Here is a 24,871-nt window from a genome sequence, read left to right on the forward strand (position 1 = left end):
GGCGGGGCCTTTTCGCATCCCCGAGCGGCCGATGCGCGGAGGCAGCGCTCAGCGCCAGCTCAGTCAGCCATCGTCGATCAGTCAGCCACCGCGTGGCGGAGCCTCCCGGGCGCCCGCGTCCTCGCCCGTCACGACTCATGCCGCCGCGCCGCGTCCGTGACGACGGCCGAGCAGCCTGCCCGCGCATCGGCCCTCGGCACGCGAAGAGGGCCCCCGGCCGAAGCCGGGAGCCCTCTCGCTGTGCGTGACGTTCAGTGAGGATCAGACCTCGCCGAACACCGCCTCGACCCAGGTCTGGACGTTGGTCTCGTCGTACTCGTAGACGCCCACGTAGGCGCTCGAGGGGTCGTTGTCTGCGTTGAACGGGCCCACACCGGAGACCGCCTGGTAGATGATGTCCTCGCCAGCCTCGATCAGCTCCGAGCACTCCACCCAGCCGGTGCACTCGGTGCCACCGTCTGCTCCGGAGACCGCGGGCAGGTTGTCCGCGACGGTCTGGCCGTCACCGGCGCCACCCTTGAGCGCCGCGAGGGCGACCAGCATGGTGGCGTCGTAGGACTCTGCGCCGTAGGCGTAGGAGTCGAGCGGGCTGCCGTTGACCTCGTCGAGCAGTGCCTTGAAGTCATCGGCGGCGTTGGCGCCAGGAATGGTTCCCTGGGCGCCGGTCATCGTGCCTTCTTCGAAGTCGGCCGAGTAGTCCGCGGTGTTGCCGTCCGTGAGGTACAGCTTGTCCGCCGGGAAGCCCGCACCCACGAGGGCCGGAATGATGGCCTTCGTCTGGTCGAAGGCGATCACGAGGATGCCGTCGGGGTTGGTCGCGAGCACGTCCTGAACGATCGACTCGAAGTTCGAGGCGTCGGTCTGGAACTCGTCGCCGGAGACGCCGTAGGTCACGGTGCCACCGGCCTCTTCGATGACGCCCTGCACCACATCGCGCAGCGAGGTGGCGTAGTCGTCGGCGAACAGCAGGATGCCGAGGTTCTCGATCCCGTCGTTCAGGATCAGGTTTCCGAGCGCGTCGCCCTGGACGGTGTCCGGCGGAGCGGTGCGGAAGAACAGCGGCGAGTAGCCGGTGAGCGCCGTCGAGGTGTTCGCGGGCGAGATCTGCACGATCCCGGCTGCCGTCACGTCGTCGACCACGTTGAGCGTCACCGCAGACGATGCCGCACCCACGATGGCTGCGACGTCCTGCGAGATGAGCTCGGTCACCGACTGCGACGCGATCTGCGGGTTGTCCGTGTCGGACGAGTCGGTGTGGATGATCTCCACGTCCGATCCCCACACGCCGCCGGCGTCGTTGATCTCCTTCTGTGCCAAGTCGACTCCTGCGACCTCGGGCGGGCCGAGGAAGGCGAGGCTGCCGGTCAGCGGCAGCAGCGAGCCGATCGTCAGGGCGTCGCCGGAGGCCTCAGAGCCGCCGCCGTCGGTCGACGAGGTCTCGGGGTCGGATTCGCTCGAGCAGGCCGCAAGGGCCAGCGAGGCCGCAGCGGCAAACGCCGCGCCCCGCGCGATGGTGTTCCATCGAGCCATGTTGTGTTCCCTCCACACTGGCGGAAGACCGCCAGACCATCCCACCAGGGACGGTCCCTGGCGGCATTAACCTCACGGTAGCGTCCGGACGTTTCAGATGGGGGTCATGTGCATCACGATTTCGTGACCTGCGACAATCGAATTGCCAGGTATTCTGCACGGCTCGCGACTGTCACGCGCCATTCCTGCGTCAGGGCGCGCCATCGCTGGCGCGGTGTGGGGGCACTGCCGGCCTAGGCCTTCGCGTCGCCCATCTGGTCGATGACGGCCTCGGCCACCTCGCGCATGGTGAGGCGCCGGTCCATGGACGTCTTCTGAATCCAGCGGAAGGCCTCGGGCTCGTTCAGGCGCATCTTCTCCATCAGCAGGCCCTTGGCGCGCTCCACCTTCTTGCGAGTGTCCATGCGCTCGGTGATGTCCGCGATCTCAGACTCGAGCGCGCGGATCTCGACGAATCGCGACGCGGCGATCTCGACGGCGGGAAGCAGGTCCGCAGGGGTGAAGGGCTTGACGACGTATGCCATCGCACCCGCATCCCGGGCGCGCTCGACGAGCTCGGTCTGGCTGAAGGCCGTGAGCAGCACGACCGGCGCGACACGCTCGGCGGCGATCTTCTCGGCCGCCGTGATGCCGTCCATCACGGGCATCTTGATGTCCATGACCACGACATCGGGCTTGTGCTCGATCGCGAGGGCGACCGCCTCCTCGCCGTTGGCCGCCTCACCGACGACGTCATAGCCGCCCTCGGTCAGCGTCTCGACGATGTCCATCCGGATCAGCGCCTCGTCCTCGGCGACGACGGCGCGACGCTTCTTGGACTGCGCCTCGGGCTGGTCTGCGGTGTCATGGGTCTCAGTCACGGTGCCCAGCCTAATATCCCTGGTGCCCATTGGCCCAACCGGCGCGGCCGATGGGCGTGAATGGGCTCGCGGCGACGCTCCGTCGCGCGGAGTCCGACCGTGCACGCGCTAGCATGTGACGCGCTGGCCCCGATAGCCCAACCGGCAGAGGCATACGGCTCAAACCCGTACCAGTGTGGGTTCGAATCCCACTCGGGGCACCCACGCGTCAGGCACGCGCCGCGAAGCGACGTGCACTCCCGCGCGTACGGTCACGCGAGTCTGGCGCTGATGAGCTCGCGCACGTGTGCGGCCGTCGGAACACGACCGGCGATGACCACTTCATCGTCGATGACCAGCCCAGGCGTGGTCATCACGCCATAGCCGGCGATGGCCGCGTAGTCCGTGACCTTCTCGATGTCAGCGGCGAGGCCCAGCTCGGCGACCGCCTCCCTTGTGACCTTCTCCAGGGTGATGCAGTTGCGGCATCCAGGGCCGAGGATCTTGATGTTCATAGTGACCTCCATGGTGTGAGTGGTGCGCCGCTAGAAGACGGCATTGACGAAGAACCCGATGATCATGATTCCTATGGCGACGGTGCCGAAGAAGAGTCCGAGGAGCGGCCCCTTGAGCACCCGCTTGAGCAGGATGAACTCCGGGATGGACAGGGCGACGGTGCCCATCATGAACGCCATCACTGTGCCGGTGGCCATGCCCTTGGCCCACAGCGCCTCCGCGATGGGGATGACGCCGGCCGCGTTCGAGTACAGAGGGATGCCCACCAGGGTCGCCACCACCACCGCCAGCGGGTTGTCGGGGCCGGCATACGTGGCGAAGAACTCAGTCGGGACCCAGCCGTGCACGCCCGCGCCGACGGCCACGCCGAGGATGACCCACGCCCACACCCGTCCGAGGATCTCGCGGGTCTCCTCCCGCGCCGCCTCGACGCGCTCACCCAGGGTGGGCCGGTGGCCGTCCGCTCCCAGTGCGGCGACGGGCGCCGCGAACACGAAGTCCTCCACCCATCGCTCGAGGCTCATCCGCGAGAACACCCACCCGGCTCCGATCGCCAGCCCCAGGCCCGCGGCCACATACGTGCCGGTGACCTCCCAGCCGAACATGTCGGCGAGCATCACTACGGCGACCTCGTTCACCAGGGGCGACGCGATGAGGAACGCGAACGTCACCCCGAGCGGCACGCCGGCGGCGACGAAGCCGATGAAGATCGGGATCGACGAGCAGGAGCAGAAGGGCGTCAACGCCCCGAGCACGGCCGCCATGGCGAGCGACAGGAACAGCGGCTTCCCCTCCAGGAACGTCCGCACCCGTTCGGGGCGCAGCGTGGTCCGCAGCAGGCCGATCACGAAGATCATTCCGACCAGCAGCAGGAGGATCTTCACCGTGTCGTAGAAGAAGAAGTGCACGGCATCGACGATGCGTTCGCTCAGGTCCAGGCCCAGCCAGTCGCCGAGAAGCACGTCCCAGGCCACCTCGTTGAGGGCGAAGAGGCCTGCCCACAGCAGCGCCAGACCGGCGAGCACCGTCACCATTCGCACCGTCGCGCCGCGCGGACCGCTGCTCACGCGCATCGGCGCGCTCATGGCTCCCCCGTCCGGTGCACGCCGGGCAGAGCATCGGCGAGCCGCGTCAGGGCGTCGCTGGCGATGGCGTAGTCGACCCAACGCCCGCGGCGGGACGCCGTCACGAGGCCAGCCTCGCGCAGGACCTTCAGGTGGTAGCTCAGCAGGTTGCCGGGGACGGGCACACGGGCCTGCAGGTCGCAGACGCACTGCGGGCCGTGCGACAGGACGTCGAGGACGGTCCACCGCACCGCGTCGGAGACGGCCTCGAGCAGGGCCACACGCTCAGTGGAGCGGGCCAGTCCCGTCTCAATCCCGATTGATACAGCCACACTTGAAGCGTATGGCGACGCGCGCGGCCGCAAGGGGGACCAAGGTCGCAGCACGGCGTGGCAGCTCAGCGTGATCGAAACGTCGTTGACGCGCCATACTGCAGAGATGAACACCACGCCAGAGCCTCCCGCGGCCCGACACATCGCTCTCGTCGCGCACGACAACAAGAAGCCCGAGCTGCTCGAGTGGGCGAGCTTCAATGCCGGGTCGCTGAAGAAGCACTATCTCTACGCCACCGGCACCACCGGCAACATGCTCGAGCACGAGCTCGGCATGCAGGTGCACCGATTCCTCTCGGGCCCGGTGGGAGGCGACCAGCAGATCGGCGCCCGCATCGCGGAGGGCGGCATCGACATGCTGATCTTCTTCTGGGATCCTCTGGAGTCGCAGCCCCACGACCCTGACGTCAGGGCGCTGCTGCGGCTGTGCACCGTGTGGAACATCCCCATGGCGAGCAACGTGGCGACCGCGGACTTCCTGATCTCCTCTCCCCTGTTCCACGAGGAGTACGAGCGCGTGGTGCCGCCGTTCGGCCCGCGAGACTACACGGAGTTCTCCGGCACCCCCTGACGCAGCCCGACACGACGACGGCCCGCTCTCTGTCGAGAGCGGGCCGTCGCGGCGTGTGAACGCTGAGTGCTACTTGCGCACAGTGCTACTTGCGCACCTGACCGACCTTGTGCACGAAGATCGAGTTGGTGGTGCCCGGGACGCCCACCGGCGTGCCGGAGACGACGACGACGTACTCGCCCTCGCTCGCCATCTTGTTCTCCGTGAGGTAGGCGTCGACGAGGTTGACCATCTCGTCGGTCGACTCCACCCGCTTCACCAGTGCGGAGCGCACGCCCCACGTGAGCGCGAGACGCTTCTGGGTCTTGGGCTCCGGGGTGAAGGCAAGCATCGGAACGCTCGGGCGCAGGCGCGCCATGCGCAGAGCCGAGTCACCGGACTGGGTGAAGGTGACGATGTACTTGATGTCGAGCACATCGGCGATCTCGGCGGCCGCATGGGTCACGGCGCCGCCGCGGGTCTTGGGCGTCGTGAGATACGGCGCGATCCGCGTGAAGCCCTTCTCCTCGGTGTTCTTGACGATGCGGGCCATGGTCTCGACCGTGACGATCGGGAACTCGCCTACGGACGTCTCGCCCGACAGCATCACCGCGTCCGTGCCGTCCAGAATGGCGTTCGCGCAGTCGGAGGTCTCGGCGCGCGTGGGGACGGGCGAGTGAGTCATGGACTCCAGCACCTGGGTCGCGACGATGACCGGCTTGGCATTCGCGCGGCACAGCTCGATGGCGCGCTTCTGCACCAGCGGGACGTCCTCGAGCGGGAGCTCGACGCCGAGGTCGCCTCGGGCGACCATAATCCCGTCGAACGCGTCGACGATCTCCTCGAGGTTGTCGACGGCCTGAGGCTTCTCGACCTTGGCGATGACGGGCACCGTGATGCCCTCTTCGGTCATGATGCGGGCGACGTCGGCATAGTCGGCTGCGGAGCGGACGAACGACAGCGCGATGAAGTCGGCGCCCATCTTGAGGCCCCAGCGCAGGTCGTCCTCATCCTTCTCCGACAGTGCGGGAACGGAGACCGCGACGCCGGGAAGGTTGATGCCCTTGTTGTTCGAGACCGGGCCGGGCACGACGACGGTTGTGACGACGTCCGTGTCCGTCACCTCGGTCACCTCGAGGCGGACCTTGCCGTCATCGATCAGCAGCGAGTCACCGGGCGAGCAGTCGGCGGGCAGACCCTCGAAGGTGGTGCCGCAGATGTCCTTGGTGCCCTCGACGTCGCGCGTCGTGATGGTGAACACGTCGCCGACGGCGAGATCGTGAGGTCCGTCGGCAAAGCGGCCGAGACGGATCTTGGGTCCCTGGAGATCGACCAGGACGGCGACGTTGCGTCCGGCCTCCTCAGCGGCCTGCCGCACGTTCCGGTACACCTGCTCGTGCTCTTCGGCGCTGCCGTGGGAGCGGTTGATCCGGGCGACATCCATTCCGGCATCCACCAACAGGCGCATGTCCTCGATGGCGGCCGTCGCGGGGCCGATGGTGCAGACAATCTTCGCGTTTCGCATGTTCTCCAACCTTACGGTGTTAAGCCCGGATGGCGGCGGTGTGCGCCGTCACCGGAGCAGGGAGCTCGGTGCTCCCCAACAGGTACTGATCAATCTCGGCGGCTGCCGCGCGGCCCTCGGCGATCGCCCACACGACAAGTGAGGCGCCGCGGCCCGCATCCCCGGCGACAAAGACGCCGTCGACATTCGTGGCGTAGTCCTCGCCACGCTGAATCGCTCCCCGCTCGGTGATCGCGAGGCCGCCCTGAGAGGACAGCTCTGCGGTCTCCGGGCCCGTGAAGCCCATCGCGATGAGCACCAGGTCAGCGGGAAGGTCCCGCTCGGTGCCTGCGGTGGGGGTGCGCGAGCCGTCCGGGTTGTACTGGGTCTCGGCTACGCGCAGGGCGGTGACGTGGCCGTCCTCGCCCACGAACTCGACGGTGGACGCCAAGTACTCTCTGGTGCCGCCTTCTTCGTGACTCGACGAGATCTCGAAGATGCGGGGGTCGGTGGGCCACGGCTCCGTCTCGGAGCGCGCCTCCGGCGGCTTCTTTCCGATCGCAAGAGTGGTCACCGACGCCGCCTTCTGACGAAGCGCGGTGCCGATGCAGTCGGAACCGGTGTCGCCGCCACCGATCACGATCACATGCTTGCCTTCAGCGTGGATCTGATCCGGCACGTCGTCGCCAGCGGCCGCCTTGTTGCCCTGGTACAGGTACGGCATCGCGTAGTGAATGCCATCGAGGTCGCGGCCGGGGATCGGCAGATCCCGAGGCTTCGGCGCGCCGGTCGCCACCAGCACCGCGTCGTAGCGGGCGCGCAGCTCGTCCCAGGCGATGTCGGTGCCGATCGCGGTGCCCGTGCGGAACCGCGTCCCCTCTGCCTCCATCTGGGCGATGCGACGGTCGATGTGCATCTTGTCCAGCTTGAAGTCCGGGACGCCGTAGCGAAGCAGACCGCCCAAGCGGTCGTCCTTCTCGTAGACGCGGACGGTGTGGCCCGCCCGGGTCAGCTGCTGCGCGGCGGCGAGACCGCCGGGGCCGGAGCCGACGACCGCGATGGTCTTGCCGGTCTGGCGCTGAGGCACGTGCGGGGTCACGTTGCCGTCTTCGAACGCGTGGTCGATGATCTCGACCTCGATGTTCTTGATGGTCACGGCCGGCTGGTTGATGCCGAGCACGCACGACGTCTCGCACGGCGCCGGACAGATGCGACCGGTGAACTCGGGGAAGTTGTTGGTGGCGTGCAGTCTCTCGATCGCATCGCTCCAGTGACCCTCGCGAACGAGGTCGTTCCACTCAGGGATGAGGTTGCCCAACGGACATCCCTGGTGACAGAACGGGATGCCGCAGTCCATGCACCGCGTCGCCTGGCGCCGCAGCGTCGGCTCGTCGCGCGTGAGCTCGTCGCGCACCTCGCTCCAGTCGAGCAGGCGCACGGGCACTGGCCGCGATGCTGGCAGCTCCCGCTCCCGATGCTTGAGGAATCCGCGAGGATCAGCCACTGGTCACCTCCAAGAACTCTGCCCACGCGCCCGGGGCACGCAGGTCACCGCCGACCGACTCGAGCTCGGCCAGAGCGTCGCGCACTCGCGCGTACTGTGCGGGGAGCACGCGCGTGAACCGCCCGCGGTACTCGTCCCAGTGGGTCAGGATGTCGCGCGCACGCGGCGACTCCGTCAGGTCGAGGTGACGCTGGATCAGCGCGCGGACGATCGTCTCGTCCTCGGGGTCCAGCGCACTCAGCGTCAGTTCGCCGGAGGCGAGGGCCTGACGGTTCACGCGCTCACGCCGCAGGTCCAGCGCGTATGCCGTTCCCCCGGACATTCCTGCACCGAGGTTGCGACCGGTGCGGCCCAGGATCACGGCCGTGCCACCGGTCATGTACTCGAGAGCGTGGTCTCCGACTCCGGCCACGACGGCCGAGGCGCCGGAGTTGCGGACCAGGAACCGCTCGCCCACCTGACCGCGCAGGAAGATCTCTCCGCTGGTGGCGCCGTATCCGATCACGTTGCCGGCGATGACGTCCTTCGAATCATCCATCATCGACTCGCGGTGCGGGCGCACGACGACGCGGCCGCCGGACAGGCCCTTGCCGACGTAGTCGTTCGCGTCCCCGAGGAGCCGCAGCGTGATGCCCTTCGGGAGGAAGGCGCCGAATGACTGGCCCGCCGACCCGGAGAACGTGATGTCGATCGTGTCGTCCGGCAGGCCGGCGCCGCGGTACCGCTTGGTGACCTCGTGGCCGAGCATCGTGCCGACGGTGCGGTTGACGTTGCGAATGGGAAGCTCGATGGAGACCTGCTCGCCGCGCTCGAGGGCCGGAGCGGCCAGCTCGATGAGCCGGCGGTCCAGCGCCTCGTCGAGGCCGTGGTCCTGAGTGGTCGAGCTCGTGATCGCACGGCCTGGCTCGGGGCGCGCAAGCACGGGCGACAGGTCGAGCCCCTTGGCCTTCCAGTGGTCGATGGCCTTGCGCGTATCGAGCGCCTCGACGTGGCCGACGGCCTCGGCGATCGTGCGGAAGCCCAGCGCCGCGAGGTGTTCACGGACCTGCTGAGCGATGAACTCGAAGAAGGTCACCACATACTCCGCCTTGCCCGAGAACCGCGACCGGAGCTCGGGGTTCTGCGTGGCGACGCCGACCGGGCACGTGTCGAGGTGGCACACGCGCATCATGATGCAGCCCTCGACCACGAGCGGGGCGGTGGCGAAGCCGAACTCCTCCGCGCCCAGCAGCGCGGCGACCACGACGTCGCGACCGGTCTTCATCTGTCCATCGACCTGGACCACGATGCGGTCGCGCAGGTCGTTGAGCACCAGGGTCTGCTGGGTGTCGGCCAGCCCGATCTCCCAAGGCGCACCGGCGTGCTTGAGAGAGTTCAACGGGCTCGCGCCCGTCCCGCCGTCCTGGCCAGAGATCAGCACGACGTCGGACTTGCACTTGGCGACTCCGGCCGCGATGGTGCCCACACCGACCTCCGACACCAGCTTGGTGTGGATGCGCGCCTGCGGGTTCGCGTTCTTGAGATCGTGGATGAGCTGCTTGAGGTCCTCGATCGAATAGATGTCGTGGTGAGGCGGCGGCGAGATGAGCCCGACGCCGGGAGTCGAATGCCGGGTGTCGGCAACCCACGGGTAGACCTTGGTGCCGGGCAGCTGGCCGCCCTCACCTGGCTTGGCTCCCTGCGCGAGCTTGATCTGAATGTCGTCCGCGTTCACCAGGTACTCGCTGGTCACGCCGAAGCGCCCTGACGCGACCTGCTTGATGGCGCTGCGGCGCTCGGGGTCGTACAGCCGTTCGACTGCCTCGCCGCCCTCGCCGGTGTTGGATCGTCCACCGAGACGGTTCATCGCGATCGCGAGGGTCTCGTGCGCCTCTGCCGAGATCGAGCCGTACGACATGGCGCCGGTGTTGAAGCGCTTGACGATGTCGCTCACGGGCTCGACCTCGTCGATCGAGATCGCGGGCCGGTCGGAGGAGAACTCGAACAGCCCGCGCAGCGTCATCAGGCGCTTGGACTGATCGTCGACGCGGTCCGTGTACTGCCGGAAGACGTCGTACTTGCGCGTCCGAGTCGAGTGCTGGAGCGCGAACACCGTATGCGGGTCGAACAGGTGCTCTTCGCCGTCACGACGCCACTGGTACTCGCCGCCGCTGTTGAGGCGGCGGTGCGGCTGAATCTCGCCCGAGGCGGGGTACGCATCGGCGTGGCGGAGCGCGACCTCCTGCGCGACGACGTCGATGCCGACGCCGTCGATCTGGCTGGGAGTGCCCACGAAGTGGCGGTTGACGAACTCACGCGACAGGCCCACGGCCTCGAAGACCTGCGCTCCGCGGTACGAGGCGATGGTCGAGATGCCCATCTTGGACATGATCTTGAGCACGCCCTTGCCAAGCGCCTTGATCAGATTCGCCACCGCAACGTCCGCCGAGGTGTCACCCAGGTAGCCGCGGCGAGCGAGGTCCTCGACCGTCTCCATCGCGAGGTAGGGGTTCACAGCGGCGCAGCCGTAGCCGATGAGGAGTGCGACGTGGTGCACCTCGCGGACGTCGCCTGCCTCCACCACGAGCGAGCAGCGGGTGCGCGTGTGGTTGCGGACCAGGTGGTGGTGCACGGCGGATGTCAGCAGCAGCGACGGGATCGGGGCGAAGTCCTGGTTCGAGTCGCGATCGGACAGCACGATGAACGACACGCCGTCCGCGACCGCGGTGTCGACCTCGTCGAAGATGTCCGCGAGCCGGCGCTCCAGGCCCTCGTGCCCGTCTGCGACTCGGTAGAGACCCCGGACGCGGCGCGACGAGAACACGCCCTCGAGACGAGGGTCGGCGTCGATGTGCAGGATCTTCGCGAGCTCATCGTTGTCGATCACGGGGAACTCGAGGAGCACCTTCCGCGCATGCTCAGGAGTCGCCTCGAGCAGGTTCGGCTCGGGTCCGATCGCACCGCCGATGGCCGTGACGATCTCTTCGCGGATCGAGTCCAGCGGCGGGTTGGTCACCTGCGCGAACATCTGGGTGAAGTAGTCGAACAGCAGTCGCGGGCGGCTCGACAGCACGGCGATCGGCGTGTCGGATCCCATCGCACCGATCGGCTCGAGGCCCTGCTGCGCCATCGGCGTGAGCAGGCGCTTGAGCTCCTCCTCGGTGTAGCCGAAGGCGCGTTGGCGACGCTTCACGGACGCACGGGAGTGGACGACGTGCTCACGGTCGGGAACATCGGCGAGGCGCACCGCGTTCTCGCGCACCCACTCCTGGTACGGGTGCTCGGCCGCGAGCTGAGACTTGATCTCTTCGTCCTCGATGATGCGGCCGGCGGCGGTGTCCACCAGCAGCATGCGGCCGGGCTGCAGTCGCCCCTTGCGCACCACCTTCGCGGGATCGATGTCGAGCAGGCCGGCCTCCGAGCCGGCGACCACCAAACCGTCGTCGGTCACCCAGAAGCGACCGGGCCGCAGACCATTGCGGTCCAGCGTGGCCCCGATGAGGCTGCCGTCGGTGAAGTGGAGGGCGGCGGGGCCGTCCCATGCCTCCATCAGCGCGGAGTGGTACTCGTAGAAGGCCCGGCGGTCGGGGTCCATCTCGTCGTTGTTCTGCCATGCCTCCGGCATCATCATCAGCACGGCGTGCGGCATGGAGCGGCCTGCGAGGTGCAGCAGTTCGAGCACCTCGTCGAAGGACGCGGTGTCGGAGGCGGAGGGCGTGCAGATCGGCTTCAGGTCCGACATGTCGCCCAGGAGCTGCGAGCTCATCGTCCCCTCGCGCGCAGTGATCCAGTTGCGGTTTCCCTGCACCGTGTTGATCTCACCGTTGTGGGCGATCCCGCGCAGCGGCTGAGCGAGCGACCACGAGGGGAACGTGTTGGTCGAGAAGCGCGAGTGCACCAGCGCCAGCTCGGACGCGAACAGCTCGTGGGTGACGTCCGGGAACACCTGCTCCAGCTGATAGGTCGTCAGCATGCCCTTGTACGTCAGCGTGCGGCTCGACAGGGAGGCGAAGAACGGCCCACCCGACTTCTCGGCCCTCTTCCGCACCCGGTAGGCGCGGCGGTCGAGGGCCACTCCCTCGAGCCCATCCGCGGCGACGAACACCTGACGGAACACGGGCATGGCGGCACGCGCGGACGGGCCGAGCGGCTCGGGGTTCACGGGCACGTCGCGCCATCCGAGCACATGCATGTGCTCGGCACGGGCCGCGTCCTCGAAGGCGCGCACCTCGGCGTTCTCCTCCCCCGGCGTGAGGAAGGCGATGCCGACGGCGTAGGCCCCGTCGTCCGGCAGCGTGAAGTCGACGACCGATCGCAGGAAGGCATGCGGGATCTGCGTCAGCAGGCCCGCGCCATCGCCCGTCTCGGTCTCGGCGCCCACGGCACCGCGGTGCTCGAGGTTCTTGAGGGCCGTCAGGCCCGCGTCGACGATGTCCCGCCCGGGTGTGCCACGAAGCGTCGCCACGAAGGCGACACCGCACGCATCGTGCTCGTATGCGGGGTCGTAGAGCCCGGTAGCGGGCTGGTTGACGCGGGACTTCGCGGCCATCACACCGTCCTTAGCCGTCGTCGGCACAGGCCGAAGACTTGATTGATTGCGGGACGCCGTCGGCCCGGGAACACACGGGTGAACAGCCTACCGCGAACATGGTCAAGGTAAAGAATCGTCTATGACTTCCCCTGGCTTGTGGCCGGGTCGTCGTGGTCCGACTGATCAGCCTGGTGGGCCGGAGAGTCGACATCATCGAAGGTCATGCTGGAGTCGGCGTCATCCACAGATGCGCCCGATGCGCCGGACTCCCCTGCTGCGGCGACAGCCTGCGGAGACGCGGCGAGAAGGTGACGCGGGGTGCGCGCCTCCACGGGAGGCGTGCGCCGGCCGAGGATGACGAACATGGCGACGGCCAGCGCGAGCACCACGATCGAGACCCACACGTTGATGCGCAGGCCTCCCACGGTGACCGCGGTGTCGATCCGCACCATCTCGATCCACAGCCGACCGCTCACGTACACCATCACGTACAGCCAGAACACGCGTCCGCCCCGCAGGTCGAAGCGACGGTCGAGCCAGACGATCAGCACGGCGCCGGCGACGTTCCACAGCATCTCGTACAGGAAGGTGGGGTGGAACGTCGCGAACTGCTCGTAGCCCTCGGGCCGGAACGCCGCATCGACCTCGAGCGCCCATGGCAGCGTCGAAGGACCGCCGAACAGCTCCTGGTTGAAGTAGTTGCCGGTCCGTCCGATTGCCTGCGCCAGCAGCACGGCGGGAGCCGCGGCGTCCGCGAAGGCGGCGAACGACACCCCGTGCCGTCGGGCACCGATGTACGCGCCGAGCGCGCCGAGCGCGACCGCGCCCCAGATGCCCAGGCCGCCGTTCCAGATCTCGAAGGCCGCCCACGGATCGCCGCCTTCGCCGAAGTACGGTCCTGGAGTCGAGATGACGTGGTAGATGCGACCGCCGACGATCCCGAACGGGATGGCCCACAGGCCGATCTCCCCCGCGATCTCCGGGTCGCCGCCGCGCTCCACCCACCGGCGGGTGGTGAACCACAGCGCGAAGAAGATGCCGGCAAGCAGGCAGAGCGCGTAGAGGTGGAGGGTGAGCGGGCCCAGCGAGAACGTCTGCCACTCGACGGGCGGGGCCGGAATGAACATGGGGGTCAACGTGGGCTCCTGACGCCTTCGGCAAGCTCTGACACCTTGCGGCGCAGCGCCTCGATTCCTTCGTCGGGAGTCGCGGCCTCGGTGAGGCAGCGGACGAACGCGGTGCCCACGATCACTCCGTCAGCGAAGCGCGCGATCTCTGCGGCTTGCGCGCCGGTCGACACGCCGACTCCCACGCAGACGCGCTCGGCTCCGGCTTCGCGCGCCTCTGCCACGACCCGCTCGGCAGCGTCGCCCACCGCCGCGCGTTCGCCGGTGACTCCCATCAAGGGGGTCGCGTAGACGAAGCCTCGCGACGCCGCAGCCGTGAGGTGCATCCGCTCGCGCGTGGTCGACGGCGCGACGAGGAAGATGGTGTCGAGGTCCTTCGCGCGCGCCGCGGTGATCCACTCCTCGCCCACGTCGGGGGTGAGGTCCGGCGTGATGACTCCGGCGCCGCCCGCCTCCACCAGATCTGCGGCGAAGCGCTCCAGTCCGTACTGCAGCATGGGGTTGAAGTAGGACATCACGACGGGCGTCGCGCCCGCATCGGCGATGGCACGCACTGCGCGGAACGCGTCTGACAGACGCACCCCGCCCTCGAGCGCATGCGCAGCGGCGAGCTGAATCACGGGACCGTCGAGCACGGGGTCCGAGTACGGCGGGCCGACCTCGACGATGTCGACGCCCGATTCCACCATCGCCACCATGGCACGGATCGACGTCTCGACGTCCGGATAGCCCACGGGAAGGTAGCCGATCAGCGCGGCTCGACCCTCGCCCCTGATCTCATCGAGGCGGTCGGTGAGCGCGCTCACGCGTCCTCTCCTGGCAGCATCTCGAACCACCGTGCCGCCTGCTCCACGTCCTTGTCGCCGCGGCCGGAGAGGTTGACGAGCAGCGTCGCGTCCGGCCCCAGCTCCTGGCCGAGCTTCATGGCGCCGTACAGGGCATGGGCCGATTCGATCGCGGGCATGATCCCCTCGGTCCGGCTGAGCAGGCGGAAGGCCTCCATCGCCTGAGCATCGGTGACGGGCCAGTACTCGGCGCGCCCCAGGTCCGCCAGCCACGCATGCTGCGGGCCCACACCGGGGTAGTCGAGACCTGCCGAGATCGAGTGCGACGGATTGGTCTGACCGTCGTCATCCTGAAGGATGTACGACTTCGAACCGTGGAGGACTCCGGGACGACCGCCCGTGATAGTCGACGCGTGCCTGGTCGTCTCGACGCCATCGCCTGCGGCCTCGCAGCCGATGAGCCGCACTGCCTCGTCGTCCAGGAACGCGTCGAACGCACCGATCGCGTTGGACCCGCCGCCCACGCACGCCAGGACCGCATCGGGCAGACCGCCGCGCTCGAGCATCTGCGCCCGGGCCTCGACGCCGATCACGCGCTGGAAGTCGCGCACCATGGCCGGGAACGGGTGCGGCCCGGCAGCCGTGCCGAACACATAGTTGGTGGTCTCGACGTTCGTGACCCAGTCGCGGAACGCCTCATTGATCGCGTCCCGCAGCGTGCGAGTCCCGGTCGTGACCGGAATCACCTCCGCGCCGAGCAGCCTCATGCGAGCGACATTGAGCGCCTGGCGCTCGGTGTCCTCCTCGCCCATGTAGATCACGCACTCGAGATCCATGAGGGCTGCTGCGGTGGCGGTGGCGACGCCGTGCTGGCCCGCTCCGGTCTCAGCGATGATCCGCGACTTGCCGATGCGCTTGGTCAGCAGGGCCTGGCCCAGCACATTGTTGATCTTGTGCGAGCCGGTGTGGTTGAGGTCCTCGCGCTTGAGGATGACAGTCGCGCCGCCCGCGTGGCGCGCGAATCGCGGCACCTCGGTGATGATCGACGGACGGCCCGTGTAGTCACGCGCGAGCCGTGCGAGCTCCTCCGTGAACTGCGGGTCGATGCGCGCCTTCTCGTAGGCGTCGGTGAGCTCGTCGAGAGCCGCCGTGAGCGCTTCGGGGACATACCTGCCGCCGAAGTCTCCGAAGAACGGCCCGGGAGCCGACTGCAGGGATGAGCTCACGGACGCACCGCTCGCAGCGCGGGGTGTGCGCCGGCGGCGACCATCTCGGCCACGGCGGTACGCGGATCCTTGTCCTTGACGAGTGCCTCGCCCACGAGCACCGCATCGGCGCCCATGCGGGCGTACTCCACGACGTCGTGGCCGTCGCGGATCCCCGACTCGGCGACGCGCACGATCCCCTCGGGAATCGCGGGTGCGAGCCGCGCGAACGTGTGGCGGTCGACCTCGAGCGTCTTGAGGTTGCGGGCGTTCACGCCGATCACGCGGGCGCCGGCGTCGACGGCCCTCGACAGCTCCTCCTCGTCGTGCACTTCCACCAGCGCGCACATGCCCAGCGAATGCACGCGCTCCACGAGGCTCTCGAGAGCCATCTGGTCGAGCGCGGCGACGATCAGCAGGACGACGTCTGCGCCGTGGGCGCGCGCCTCCCACACCTGGTAGGGCGTGACGATGAAGTCTTTGCGGAGGATCGGGATGTCCACCTTCGCGCGCACTGCGTCGAGATCGGCGAGAGAGCCGCCGAAGCGCCGCTGCTCCGTCAGCACCGAGATGACGGTCGCTCCCCCGGCCTCGTACTCGGTGGCAAGCGACGCGGGGTCCGCGATCGTGGCGAGATCCCCCTTGGACGGGCTCGAGCGCTTGACCTCAGCGATCACCGACACCTCGTCAGAGGCGAGCATCGCTCGCGCGTCGATCGCACATGGGAGGCGCGACGCGCGCTCCTTCAACTGGTCCATGGAAGTTCCGGACTCTCGCTGCGCGAGGTCCTCCCTCACGCCTGCGACGATGCTCTCCAGCACGCTCATTCGCTGCCCCCTTTCCGTCGCCCCCATGCTACCGCCGGGCACGACAACTGCGGACCGTCTGCCAGAAGTGGGAACGTGCCTGCGCTCAGGGCGCGAGGTACGGCTCGAGCACCGGGATGTTGCGCACCACCCAGAAGACGAGCAGCACGGCGGGCAGCGAGATCGCCAGCCACATCGGTATCGCGGGTGGGGGCTGACCCCGCCATGCGTTGCGCACCCATGCCAGCGCCAGCACGACTCCGAGCGGGACGATGAGCAGGACGACGACGGGATTCATCGCCAGGGCGGCGCCCACGTCGCCATGCGCGAGCTCGTGCACGGCGCGCAGGCCGCCGCACCCCGGGCACCAGTGGCCGGAGGCGGACAGGAAGATGCAGGGCGGGAAGAAGCCCGCACGGTAGGGATCCGCCAACGCGGTGTACGCGGTGGCGAGGGCGAGGACGGCCAAGGCGCTCACGGGTGCCGCGAGGCGGCGGACTGGAGAGTCCGTCGCCGGCGCGGCGAGTGCCTCGGCCGTCCTCGACTGCACCTAGAACTCGGTGGTGGTGAACTCGTACGAGCCGGTCGCGATCAGGATTCCCCAGATCACGGCGCCGAGCACCGACAGCACGGTGCCGATGATGCCCAGGATGAAGCCGATCTGGCCAAGGTTGCCGTTGGTGGCGAGGCCCTGGGCCTGCGCCTGCTTCGACTTGTTGCCGACGATGATCGCCGGAATCGCCGTGAAGAAGCCACAGCACACCAGGCCGAGGATGCCGAGCACGAGCGAGATGGTGCCCAGGCTGTTCTTCGACTCATTGCCTCCCGCACCGGGGAACGGCTGCGGTGCCGAGGGCGGTGGGGGCGGGGGAACGTCCGTCATATCTGTCTCCTTGTGATTCAGCGCGGCCGAGGAAGACGACCGCTACTTCAGTGGCTGGCCATGGCCGAGGGCGCGCAACGACGCTCCGGCAGCGAGGGCGACGACGGCGAGGCCGACGCCCACCCACACCACGGGCCACACCGGGAAGGCGATCCCGATGGACGCGACCAGTGCCGCGACGACCAGTCCCACATTCGTCACCCAGCCCGCGGTGGTCTTGCCGTGGTTGCTGTGGGCCTCATCCGGGAGGTCCTCCGGGGCGATCTCGATGCTCGACATACCTTCTCCTTGCCAGTCGTGGGGACAGTCTAGCCACGGCCCACGGGGCCCAGGCGCGACGCGAGCGCGATGGCCCGCATCATCGCGGCGGCCTTGTCCTTGGTCTCTTGATCCTCGCGTGCGGGCACCGAATCGGCGACGACGCCGGCCCCCGCCTGCACGTGAGCGATGCCCGACTCGATGAGCGCGGTGCGGATGGCGATGGCCATGTCCATGTCGCCGGCGAAGTCGAAGTAGCCGACGGCGCCGCCATAGAACGCGCGGCGGGAGGGCTCGATCTCGTCGATGAGCGCGATCGCACGCGGCTTGGGCGCGCCCGACAGCGTCCCTGCGGGGAACGTCGCCGTGAAGACATCGACGGGCCCGTAGGCCGCTTCGAGGTCGCCCTCCACCGTCGAGCAGATGTGCATGATGTGGGAGTAGCGGTTGACCCGCATGAACTCCACCACCTCCACCGACGTCGGTTCGCACACCTTCACGAGGTCGTTGCGGGAGAGGTCGACGAGCATGACGTGCTCGGCGCGCTCCTTCGGGTCGGCGAGCAGATCCTCCTCGAGGCGACGGTCCTCGTCGGCCGAGTCGCCGCGGGGGCGGGAGCCCGCGATCGGGAACGTCGACACCCGGCCGCGGTGGACGCTGACGAGCGACTCGGGGCTGGCCCCGACCACCGCGAACTCGCGGCCCGCATCGTCCTGCAGCTGGAAGCAGTACATGTACGGGCTGGGGTTCAGCGTGCGCAGCACCCGGTACACATCGAGTGCGGACGCCTCACAGTCCACGTCGAAGCGCTGCGCGGGCACCATCTGGAACACCTCGCCGTCGCGGATCGCCTCCTTCGCGAACTCGACCATGCGCTCGTACTCGCCTGGACCGCTGCGGTGGCGCACGCCGGGCTCGGGCGCATCGTCCCGCAGGGCCGACACCTCGCCCACGGGCGCGTCGATGAGTGCACGCTGCATGCTGTCGAGTCGAGCGACCGCGTCCGCGTGAGCCTGCTCGATGCCGCTCGCCTGAGCGTCGGCGTTCACGGCGTTCGCGATGAGCCACACGGATCCGTCGTGGTGGTCGATCGCGGCGACGTCGGTCGCCAGCAGCAGGTGCGCGTCCGGCACATCGATGTCCTTGGGCGCCTTCTGGGGCAGGGTGGGCTCCCACTGGCGCACGATGTCCCAGCCGAGCACCCCCACCAGGCCGCCGGTGAGGGGCGGGAGACCAGGAATCGCCTCGGACCGCAGCTCGCGCAGCGCCGCGCGGATGACGTCGAGCGGGGCTCCATCCGCGAGGCCGACGGGCACGTCTCCCGACCACCGGGCCTCGTCACCGTCGACGGTGAGCGCCGCCCGGGAGTGGACCCCCACGAACGAGTAGCGGCCGCGGGTGCCGTCCGGCTCGGCGGACTCGAGGATGAACGTGCCAGGGCGCCCCGCGGCGAGGGCCCGGTACACGGCGACGGGAGTGAGCCCGTCCGCGAGCAGGCGTCGGACCACGGGCACGACGCGGTGCGTGCGCCCCAGGGCGATGAACTCGTCGAGCGCGGGCCACGTCTGCCCCCACTCGACCTTCACCGGCGCGTTCACGGAGCCGCCACGGCCGAGACGGGCAGTTCGCCGCCGGCGTCGAAGCAGCGCGTCGTGCCGGTGTGGCACGCCGGACCTTCCTGAGTGACCGTCACCAGCAGGGCGTCGCCGTCGCAATCGATCTCCACCCCGTGGACGATCTGGATGTGTCCCGACGTGTCGCCCTTGCGCCACAGCTCGCCCCGAGAGCGGCTCCAGTACACCGCGCGTCCGGTGGTCAGCGTCGCGTGGAGCGCCTCGTCGTTCATCCAGGCGACCATGAGCACGTCACGCGTGGCGCGCTCCTGAACGACGGCGCACACGAGCCCGTCGTCGGTGCGCTTGAGACGCGAGGCGATGTCGGCATCGAGAGGCATGCGCCCATCCTTCCAGATGCCACCCCGGAGGCCCTTCACTGCGCACCACTTTCGTCGGCGACACGCCGCCGACCCACGGCGCAGACGTTCGGCGCGCCGGTGCACCGGGCGCGACATGGTTCGCAGTTCACGGCCAGGCGGCCGATGCGGGGGCGTCAGTCGCGCGTCTGCGACACCCACGCGCCATAGAGGCTGGCATAGATCCCGCCGGCGGCAACGAGCTCGCGGTGCGGACCCACCTCGACGAGCTCGCCCTGCTCCATCACGGCGACGACGTCCGCGCGCTCGGCAGTCGACAGCCGGTGCGCGATCACGACCGCCGTGCGTCCCTGCATGAGCCCCTCGAGGGCGCGCGAGATGCGCACCTCGGTGGCGGGGTCGACCGCGCTGGTCGCCTCGTCGAGGATCAGCAGATCGGGGTCGCGAAGATACGCGCGGGCGATGGAGACGAGCTGTCGCTCCCCCGCGCTGAGCAGCTCTCCCCGCGGGCCGACCGGCGTGTCGAGCCCGTGCGGAAGGGCGGCGATCCACGCGTCGAGACCCAGCGATTCGAACGCGGCGAGGGCCCGGTGCTCGAGGTCCTCGTCGCTCGCCTGAGGCAGCGCGTACGCCAGGTTGGAGCGCACCGTGCCGTCGAAGAGGAAGCCCTCCTGCGGCACGACGGCGACGGATCGGCGCAGCGAGCGCATCGGCACCTCGCGCAGGTCCACGCCGCCCACGCGCACCACGCCCTCCGTCGGGTCGAAGAACCGCGACATCAGCCGGGCGAGAGAGGTCTTTCCGGAGCCGGTCTGCCCGACGAGCGCGATGCGTCGCCCCGCGGGAACTGCGAGGTCCACGCCCTTGAGCACCTCGGGACCATCGGAGTACGTCAGGCGGACGCCCTCGACGGACAGCTCGCCATGACCGTGCGGGATGGGCGTGCCATCGTCGCCCGGGTCCGCGACGGTGACCTCCTGATCCACGAGTTCGAGCACGCGCTTCCAGCCCACCACCGCGCGCTGCATCTCGGCGAGCATCTCGATGATCCACATCAGTGGTCCCGCGAACATGTACACGAGGAAGGCGAACGCCACCACGGTGCCCACGGTCAGCTCGCCGCGCACCGCGAGCATGGTGCCGCCGATGAGCGCCAGGCCTGTCGCGAGCGACTGTCCGATCACGGTCGACGAGAAGTTGGCGGATGCGAGGATCGACGCCTTCCGCTCGGCCGCGAGGATGTCGTCGATCTCGCCGTGCAGCTGATCGCGCATCCGCTGCTGCACCCCGTACGAGCGGATGGTCGCCACTCCCACGATCTGCTCCGAGGTGCGACCCATGAGGTCGGCCATCTTGGAGCGCACCACCTGGAACGCGCGCCTCACTCGTGGCTGGATCCAGAGCAGCGATCCCACCATCGGCAGGAAGGCGAGCAGCACCAGCAGCGACAGCTGCCAGGAGTACGCGAGCATCACCATGAACACCACAGTCGACTCGAGCGCGGAGATGATCATCGCGGCGCCGGTCCACTGCATCAGGTCGCGCATGGTCTCGACGTCGCCGGTGACACGCGACACGTACCGACCGCGCTGCTCCTCATTCTGGGTGAGCACCGACAGCTCGTGCACCTTCCCGAACGCGCGGATGCGCAGCGTCGCGAGGCCCTTCTCTGCAGCCGTGACCATGCGCACGCGCACCTGCCAGGCGAGGATGGCGGCGATCACCAGCACGACGGATCCCGCCACCGCGTAGGACACGACGGTGTCGACGTCGACGCCGCCGTCAGCCAGCAGGCCTTCGTCGGTCACGCGCTGCGTCAGGAACGGCACCGCCGCCCGACCCACCGCCGCGAACGCCGCGAGGATCAGGGTGACGGTGAGGCCGACGCGGAACTCGGGGCTGACCTGCAGACCGCGCTTGAACATCTGCATCACGCTCGAGTCTTCGTTCATCCGACGTACCCCGCCTCTTCGTCCGCCTGGCGCTTCGAGTCCTCCTCGTAGGCCATCACGAGCTCGCGATAGCCAGGGTCCCGCGCGATCAGGTCGAGGTGCGAGCCGGAGTCGACGACCCTTCCTGCGTCGACGTGCACCACGTGGTCGGCGAGCAGGATCGACGCGAGCCGATACGCGATGATCAGCACCGTGGGTCCCGCGCCGTCCGCGCTGAGTCCACGAAGGATCTCCTGCTCGACGCGCGGGTCGACCGCCGACGTGGCGTCGTCGAGCACGAGCACGCGGGGGTGGCGCACCAGTGCACGCGCGAGCGCGAGGCGCTGCCGCTGGCCTCCGGAGAGGTTCATCCCACGCTCGGCGAGGCGCGCATCGAGGCCGGCGTGCTCCCCGGCGCCGAGCAGCTCGACCACGTCGATGACGTTCGCGCGGCGCAGCGCATCCCACACCTGATCGTCGGAGAACGCCTCCCCGAGCGTCACGTTCTCGCGCACCGTGCCAGCGAACACGAACGCCGTCTGGGGAGCGAGGGCCACGTGCTCCCCCAGGCCGGCGATCGTGCTCAGGTCCACCTCGTCGAGCGTCACCGTGCCATCGAGCGGGCGGGCGAGCCTGGCCGCCGCGAGGGCGACCGTCGACTTGCCGGAGCCGGTGGCACCGACCAGGGCCGTCACGGTTCCCGGCGCCAGCTCGAGGGACACGTCCCGCAGGATCACGGCGAGGTTGCCGTCTCCGTCGTCCGCGCCGATGTCGGCCCCATCGAAGCGCATCGATCCTGCACCCGACTTCGCGAGCGGGGAGTGGCCGGGATCGTCGACTTCGGTGGCAGCCTGTGCGATCTCGCCCACGCGACGGAACGCGACCAGCGCCTGCGGCATCTGGCCGAGCACCCATCCGAGCCCGCGGATCGGCACGGCCATCAGCGTCACGAGGTAGATCGCAGAGACGACGTTGCCCACGGACACCGCGCCCGCATCGGCCCGGATCGCACCGACGATCATGAGCGCCACCGATCCCAGCGGGACGATGAGGTCCATCAGGGGCTCGAACCACGCGCTCGTCCGGCCCACCTTGATGTCCGCGTCCTGAAGCCCGCGTGCCGCGGCCGCGAAGCGCTCCGTCTCGCGCTCCTCCGCGCCGAGCGCCTTCACCACGGTGCCGCCCTCGAAGCTCTCGTGAGCGATGGTCGAGACGTCCGCGCGAAGAGTCTGCCCGAGGTCCCAGCGAGGAGTGATGACCTTCTCGTACGCGAGGTTGATCGCGAAGATCACCGGCACCACCGCGAGGCCCGTCACGGCGAGCCACGGATCCATGCGCCACATCGAGTAGCCCGCGGCGAACATCATCACGAACGATCCGACGGTGAAGGCGAACGGATGCAGAGTGTTCGTCGCGCTCTCGGAGTCCGAGGACATGGCCGACAGCATGCGGCCGGAGGGGTTGGCGCGGTGCCAGCCGAGCGGCAGGCTCGCCAGCGCATCGGCGACCACGCGGCGGTGACGCGCGCCGACGCCTGCCACGGCGATGCCCTGCACGCCACGTCGCAGGCCCACGAGCACAGCGTTGAGGATGCCAATGACGAGGAACACCGCGCCCGCGAGCCAGATCGCCTCGATCGGGTCCTGGGTGATCTCGCCCCACGGGCCGCCGATCGGTTCGCCCTCGACGCCGGGGATCACCACCTCGTCGGTGATCTGGCCCAGCAGGGTGCCGAACGCAACCGTGAGCAGCGAGAACGCCGCCGCGGCGGAGATCGCGAAGGCGAAGCGCTTCGGTTCGGTGCGAATGCCGTGACGCAGCAGCTGCATCGCCTTGCGGTTGAACGTTCCCGACAGCCGGTAGTCGGCCGCGTGCTGGCCTGCGGCGGTCACCGGACCTCGATCCCTGCGGCGCGCATGGCGTCCTTGACGTCGGCGATCGCGAGCGTGCCGAAGTGGAACACGCTGGCGGCGAGCACTGCATCGGCTCCGGCTCGCGCCGCCTCGACGAAGTGCTCGACCGTGCCGGCCCCTCCTGAGGCGATCAGCGGGATGGAGACGACCTCACGGACCGCACGGATCATCTCGAGGTCGAAGCCCGCGGTCGTGCCATCGGCATCCATCGAGTTCAGCAGGATCTCTCCGGCGCCCAGCGCCGCGCCGCGCCGTGCCCAGTCCACGGCGTCGATTCCGGTTCCCTGGCGGCCACCGTGCGTGGTGACCTCGAAGCCCGACGGTGTGGTGGTCTCGCCCTGACAGCGGCGGGCATCGACGGAGAGGACCAGCACCTGGCTCCCGAACCGTGCCGCGATCTCCGACACCAGCTCGGGCCGCGCGATGGCCGCGGTGTTGACGCCCACCTTGTCGGCTCCTGCGCGCAGCAGTCGGTCGACGTCATCGGTCGAGCGGACTCCCCCGCCGACGGTGAGCGGGACGAACACCTCATCGGCGGTGCGGCCGACGACGTCGAAGGTCGTGTCGCGGTTCGCGGACGACGCGGTGACGTCGAGGAAGGTGACCTCGTCCGCGCCCGCGGCTCCGTAGGCGCGCGCCAACTCGACGGGGTCGCCCGCATCCCGCAGGTCCACGAAGTTGACGCCCTTCACCACTCGTCCCGCGTCGACGTCGAGACACGGAATCACACGCACCGCTGTGCCCACTATTCCTCCGGGTTCCACACGTCGAGGATGTCCACGACGATGATCATGCTGCCGCGCTCGGGATAGCCGAGGGTGGGGGGCACCACCATGAGGACGCGCGACCCCGCACGCTGGTCGAGCAGTCCCTGCTGGAACCCGGGAACGGCGGACACCTCGTCCATCTCGACCAGCAGCGGCTCGCGCTCGGAGTCCCACGACGAGTCGAAGACGTCGCCCGCCTTCCACTCCTCATCCGCGTCTGCGGTGCTGTCGTCGTGGTGCACCATCGTGTAGTTGACGAGCACGTGCGAGGTGGATCGCACCTGCGTGCCGCCGCCGTTGATCAGGGTCGCCACCTCGAGGTCGGGGCTCGCCTCGCGATCCGGATCGATCTCGACGATGGGCTCGCCCTCGACGCCCAGCGTCACCTCCGGCATGCCTGCCACCGGCTGCTGGTCCTCGCCCTGGGCGTGGGTCGGCAGCACGTCCACCACCAGCGCGACGGGCTCGTGCTCGTCCTCGCCCTGCCCGGGAGGAGACACCACCAGCACGCGTCCGCCGACCCGCACGGTCTGCAGGGCCTCATAGATGCCTTCGCCGACGATCTCAGGGGCCATCAGGAACGACTCGGGCGACCCGTCGAACGTGTTCATCATCACGGTGCCGTCGACGAGCGATTCGCCATAGATGTCCAGCAGCAGCGGCTGGCCCTCCTGAAGCGCCTCCCCGTCGCCCTCCCACAGCACGCTGGTCTGCTCCTCGAGGTAGTCCAGGCCGGGCTGGAACTCGATGTCAGGCGCGAGCGTGTCGGACTGCACCACCGTCACCAGGTCGATGTCGCCCGAGGCCGATGCGCTCGCCTCAGCCCCGTCCTCGGTCGCCGAGCAGGCCGACAGCACGAGCGCGAGGGCGCACGCGGCTCCGGTCACGGCGATCGAGCGCATGGGTGGCCCCTT

Annotated in this window: 22 protein-coding genes and 1 tRNA gene; 2 read left to right on the top strand and 21 right to left on the bottom strand. The window is 69.0% G+C overall.

Annotated features, from left to right (window positions below; translation table 11 throughout):
- Positions 1–261: 261 nt before the first annotated feature.
- Together QQX02_RS00070 and QQX02_RS00075 are read right to left on the bottom strand one after the other, a co-directional pair.
- Positions 262–1,530 (bottom strand): ABC transporter substrate-binding protein, encoded by a 1,269-nt coding sequence (locus QQX02_RS00070; RefSeq protein WP_301140446.1) that lies wholly within the window; start codon positions 1,528–1,530, stop codon positions 262–264.
- Between the two features lie 233 nt (positions 1,531–1,763).
- A complete protein-coding gene (locus QQX02_RS00075; protein WP_301140447.1) occupies positions 1,764–2,390 on the bottom strand; it encodes an ANTAR domain-containing response regulator in 627 nt (208 codons plus the stop codon).
- A 126-nt stretch (positions 2,391–2,516) separates the two neighbouring features.
- Between QQX02_RS00075 and QQX02_RS00080 the strand changes: the two genes are divergently transcribed.
- Positions 2,517–2,590: transfer RNA gene (locus QQX02_RS00080), tRNA-Leu, on the top strand.
- Between the two features lie 51 nt (positions 2,591–2,641).
- Here the strand turns inward: QQX02_RS00080 and QQX02_RS00085 are convergent.
- Genes QQX02_RS00085 through QQX02_RS00095 form a run of 3 tightly spaced genes read right to left on the bottom strand, consistent with a single transcriptional unit; the run spans position 2,642 to position 4,281 of the window.
- The gene (locus QQX02_RS00085; protein ID WP_301140448.1) at positions 2,642–2,884 is read right to left on the bottom strand and encodes a thioredoxin family protein; all 243 of its coding nucleotides are present in this window, start codon (positions 2,882–2,884) and stop codon (positions 2,642–2,644) included.
- A gap of 30 nt (positions 2,885–2,914) precedes the next feature.
- On the bottom strand, positions 2,915–3,970 hold the full coding sequence (locus QQX02_RS00090) for a permease (protein WP_301140449.1): 1,056 nt from the start codon (positions 3,968–3,970) through the stop codon (positions 2,915–2,917).
- Positions 3,967–4,281 carry an ArsR/SmtB family transcription factor gene (locus QQX02_RS00095; protein WP_301140450.1) on the bottom strand — a complete coding sequence of 105 codons (315 nt, stop codon included), beginning with the start codon at positions 4,279–4,281 and terminating at the stop codon, positions 3,967–3,969. Before QQX02_RS00095 ends, QQX02_RS00090 begins: the two co-directional genes overlap by 4 nt.
- A gap of 106 nt (positions 4,282–4,387) precedes the next feature.
- Here QQX02_RS00095 and QQX02_RS00100 point away from each other — a divergent pair, with 106 nt between their 5' ends.
- The gene (locus QQX02_RS00100) at positions 4,388–4,852 is read left to right on the top strand and encodes a methylglyoxal synthase (protein WP_301140451.1); all 465 of its coding nucleotides are present in this window, start codon (positions 4,388–4,390) and stop codon (positions 4,850–4,852) included.
- Between the two features lie 85 nt (positions 4,853–4,937).
- On the opposite strand, the gene pyk is transcribed toward QQX02_RS00100, so the two are convergent.
- The 16 genes from pyk to QQX02_RS00180 all read right to left on the bottom strand — a co-directional run bounded on the left by pyk (position 4,938) and on the right by QQX02_RS00180 (position 24,859).
- Positions 4,938–6,356 (bottom strand): pyruvate kinase, encoded by a 1,419-nt coding sequence (pyk, locus tag QQX02_RS00105; protein ID WP_301140452.1) that lies wholly within the window; start codon positions 6,354–6,356, stop codon positions 4,938–4,940.
- Positions 6,357–6,375: 19 nt separating this feature from the next.
- Positions 6,376–7,839 (bottom strand): glutamate synthase subunit beta, encoded by a 1,464-nt coding sequence (locus tag QQX02_RS00110; RefSeq protein ID WP_301140453.1) that lies wholly within the window; start codon positions 7,837–7,839, stop codon positions 6,376–6,378.
- On the bottom strand, positions 7,832–12,367 hold the full coding sequence (gltB, locus tag QQX02_RS00115; RefSeq protein ID WP_301140454.1) for a glutamate synthase large subunit: 4,536 nt from the start codon (positions 12,365–12,367) through the stop codon (positions 7,832–7,834). Before gltB ends, QQX02_RS00110 begins: the two co-directional genes overlap by 8 nt.
- 119 nt (positions 12,368–12,486) lie before the next feature.
- Entirely contained in the window at positions 12,487–13,476 is a 990-nt protein-coding gene (gene lgt / locus QQX02_RS00120) for a prolipoprotein diacylglyceryl transferase (protein ID WP_301143605.1), read from the bottom strand.
- A 5-nt stretch (positions 13,477–13,481) separates the two neighbouring features.
- The gene (trpA, locus tag QQX02_RS00125) at positions 13,482–14,282 is read right to left on the bottom strand and encodes a tryptophan synthase subunit alpha (RefSeq protein ID WP_301140455.1); all 801 of its coding nucleotides are present in this window, start codon (positions 14,280–14,282) and stop codon (positions 13,482–13,484) included.
- Positions 14,279–15,487: a tryptophan synthase subunit beta gene (gene trpB, locus QQX02_RS00130; RefSeq protein WP_301140456.1), complete on the bottom strand. Its 1,209-nt coding sequence runs from the start codon at positions 15,485–15,487 to the stop codon at positions 14,279–14,281. Before trpB ends, trpA begins: the two co-directional genes overlap by 4 nt.
- A complete protein-coding gene (gene trpC / locus QQX02_RS00135; RefSeq protein ID WP_062134155.1) occupies positions 15,484–16,293 on the bottom strand; it encodes an indole-3-glycerol phosphate synthase TrpC in 810 nt (269 codons plus the stop codon). The genes trpB and trpC overlap by 4 nt, the downstream gene beginning before the upstream one ends.
- Before the next feature lie 85 nt (positions 16,294–16,378).
- Positions 16,379–16,822: a DUF2752 domain-containing protein gene (locus QQX02_RS00140; protein WP_301140458.1), complete on the bottom strand. Its 444-nt coding sequence runs from the start codon at positions 16,820–16,822 to the stop codon at positions 16,379–16,381.
- Entirely contained in the window at positions 16,823–17,155 is a 333-nt protein-coding gene (locus QQX02_RS00145) for a DUF4190 domain-containing protein (protein WP_301140460.1), read from the bottom strand.
- A 42-nt stretch (positions 17,156–17,197) separates the two neighbouring features.
- A complete protein-coding gene (locus QQX02_RS00150; protein WP_301140461.1) occupies positions 17,198–17,434 on the bottom strand; it encodes an HGxxPAAW family protein in 237 nt (78 codons plus the stop codon).
- Between the two features lie 29 nt (positions 17,435–17,463).
- Positions 17,464–19,011, bottom strand: coding sequence for an anthranilate synthase component I (locus QQX02_RS00155; RefSeq protein WP_301140462.1), 1,548 nt, complete (start codon positions 19,009–19,011; stop codon positions 17,464–17,466).
- Positions 19,008–19,367: a phosphoribosyl-AMP cyclohydrolase gene (hisI, locus tag QQX02_RS00160; protein ID WP_301140463.1), complete on the bottom strand. Its 360-nt coding sequence runs from the start codon at positions 19,365–19,367 to the stop codon at positions 19,008–19,010. Before hisI ends, QQX02_RS00155 begins: the two co-directional genes overlap by 4 nt.
- 155 nt (positions 19,368–19,522) lie before the next feature.
- Positions 19,523–21,298 (bottom strand): ABC transporter ATP-binding protein, encoded by a 1,776-nt coding sequence (locus QQX02_RS00165; protein ID WP_301140464.1) that lies wholly within the window; start codon positions 21,296–21,298, stop codon positions 19,523–19,525.
- Positions 21,295–23,169: an ABC transporter ATP-binding protein gene (locus QQX02_RS00170; RefSeq protein WP_301140465.1), complete on the bottom strand. Its 1,875-nt coding sequence runs from the start codon at positions 23,167–23,169 to the stop codon at positions 21,295–21,297. The genes QQX02_RS00165 and QQX02_RS00170 overlap by 4 nt, the downstream gene beginning before the upstream one ends.
- Complete coding sequence (gene hisF / locus QQX02_RS00175) at positions 23,166–23,936, bottom strand: imidazole glycerol phosphate synthase subunit HisF (protein ID WP_301140466.1); 771 nt, start codon at positions 23,934–23,936, stop codon at positions 23,166–23,168. Before hisF ends, QQX02_RS00170 begins: the two co-directional genes overlap by 4 nt.
- Complete coding sequence (locus tag QQX02_RS00180) at positions 23,936–24,859, bottom strand: FKBP-type peptidyl-prolyl cis-trans isomerase (RefSeq protein WP_301140467.1); 924 nt, start codon at positions 24,857–24,859, stop codon at positions 23,936–23,938. The genes hisF and QQX02_RS00180 overlap by 1 nt, the downstream gene beginning before the upstream one ends.
- Positions 24,860–24,871 lie beyond the last annotated feature (12 nt).

Source organism: Demequina muriae, from assembly GCF_030418295.1.
GTDB lineage: Bacteria > Actinomycetota > Actinomycetes > Actinomycetales > Demequinaceae > Demequina > Demequina muriae.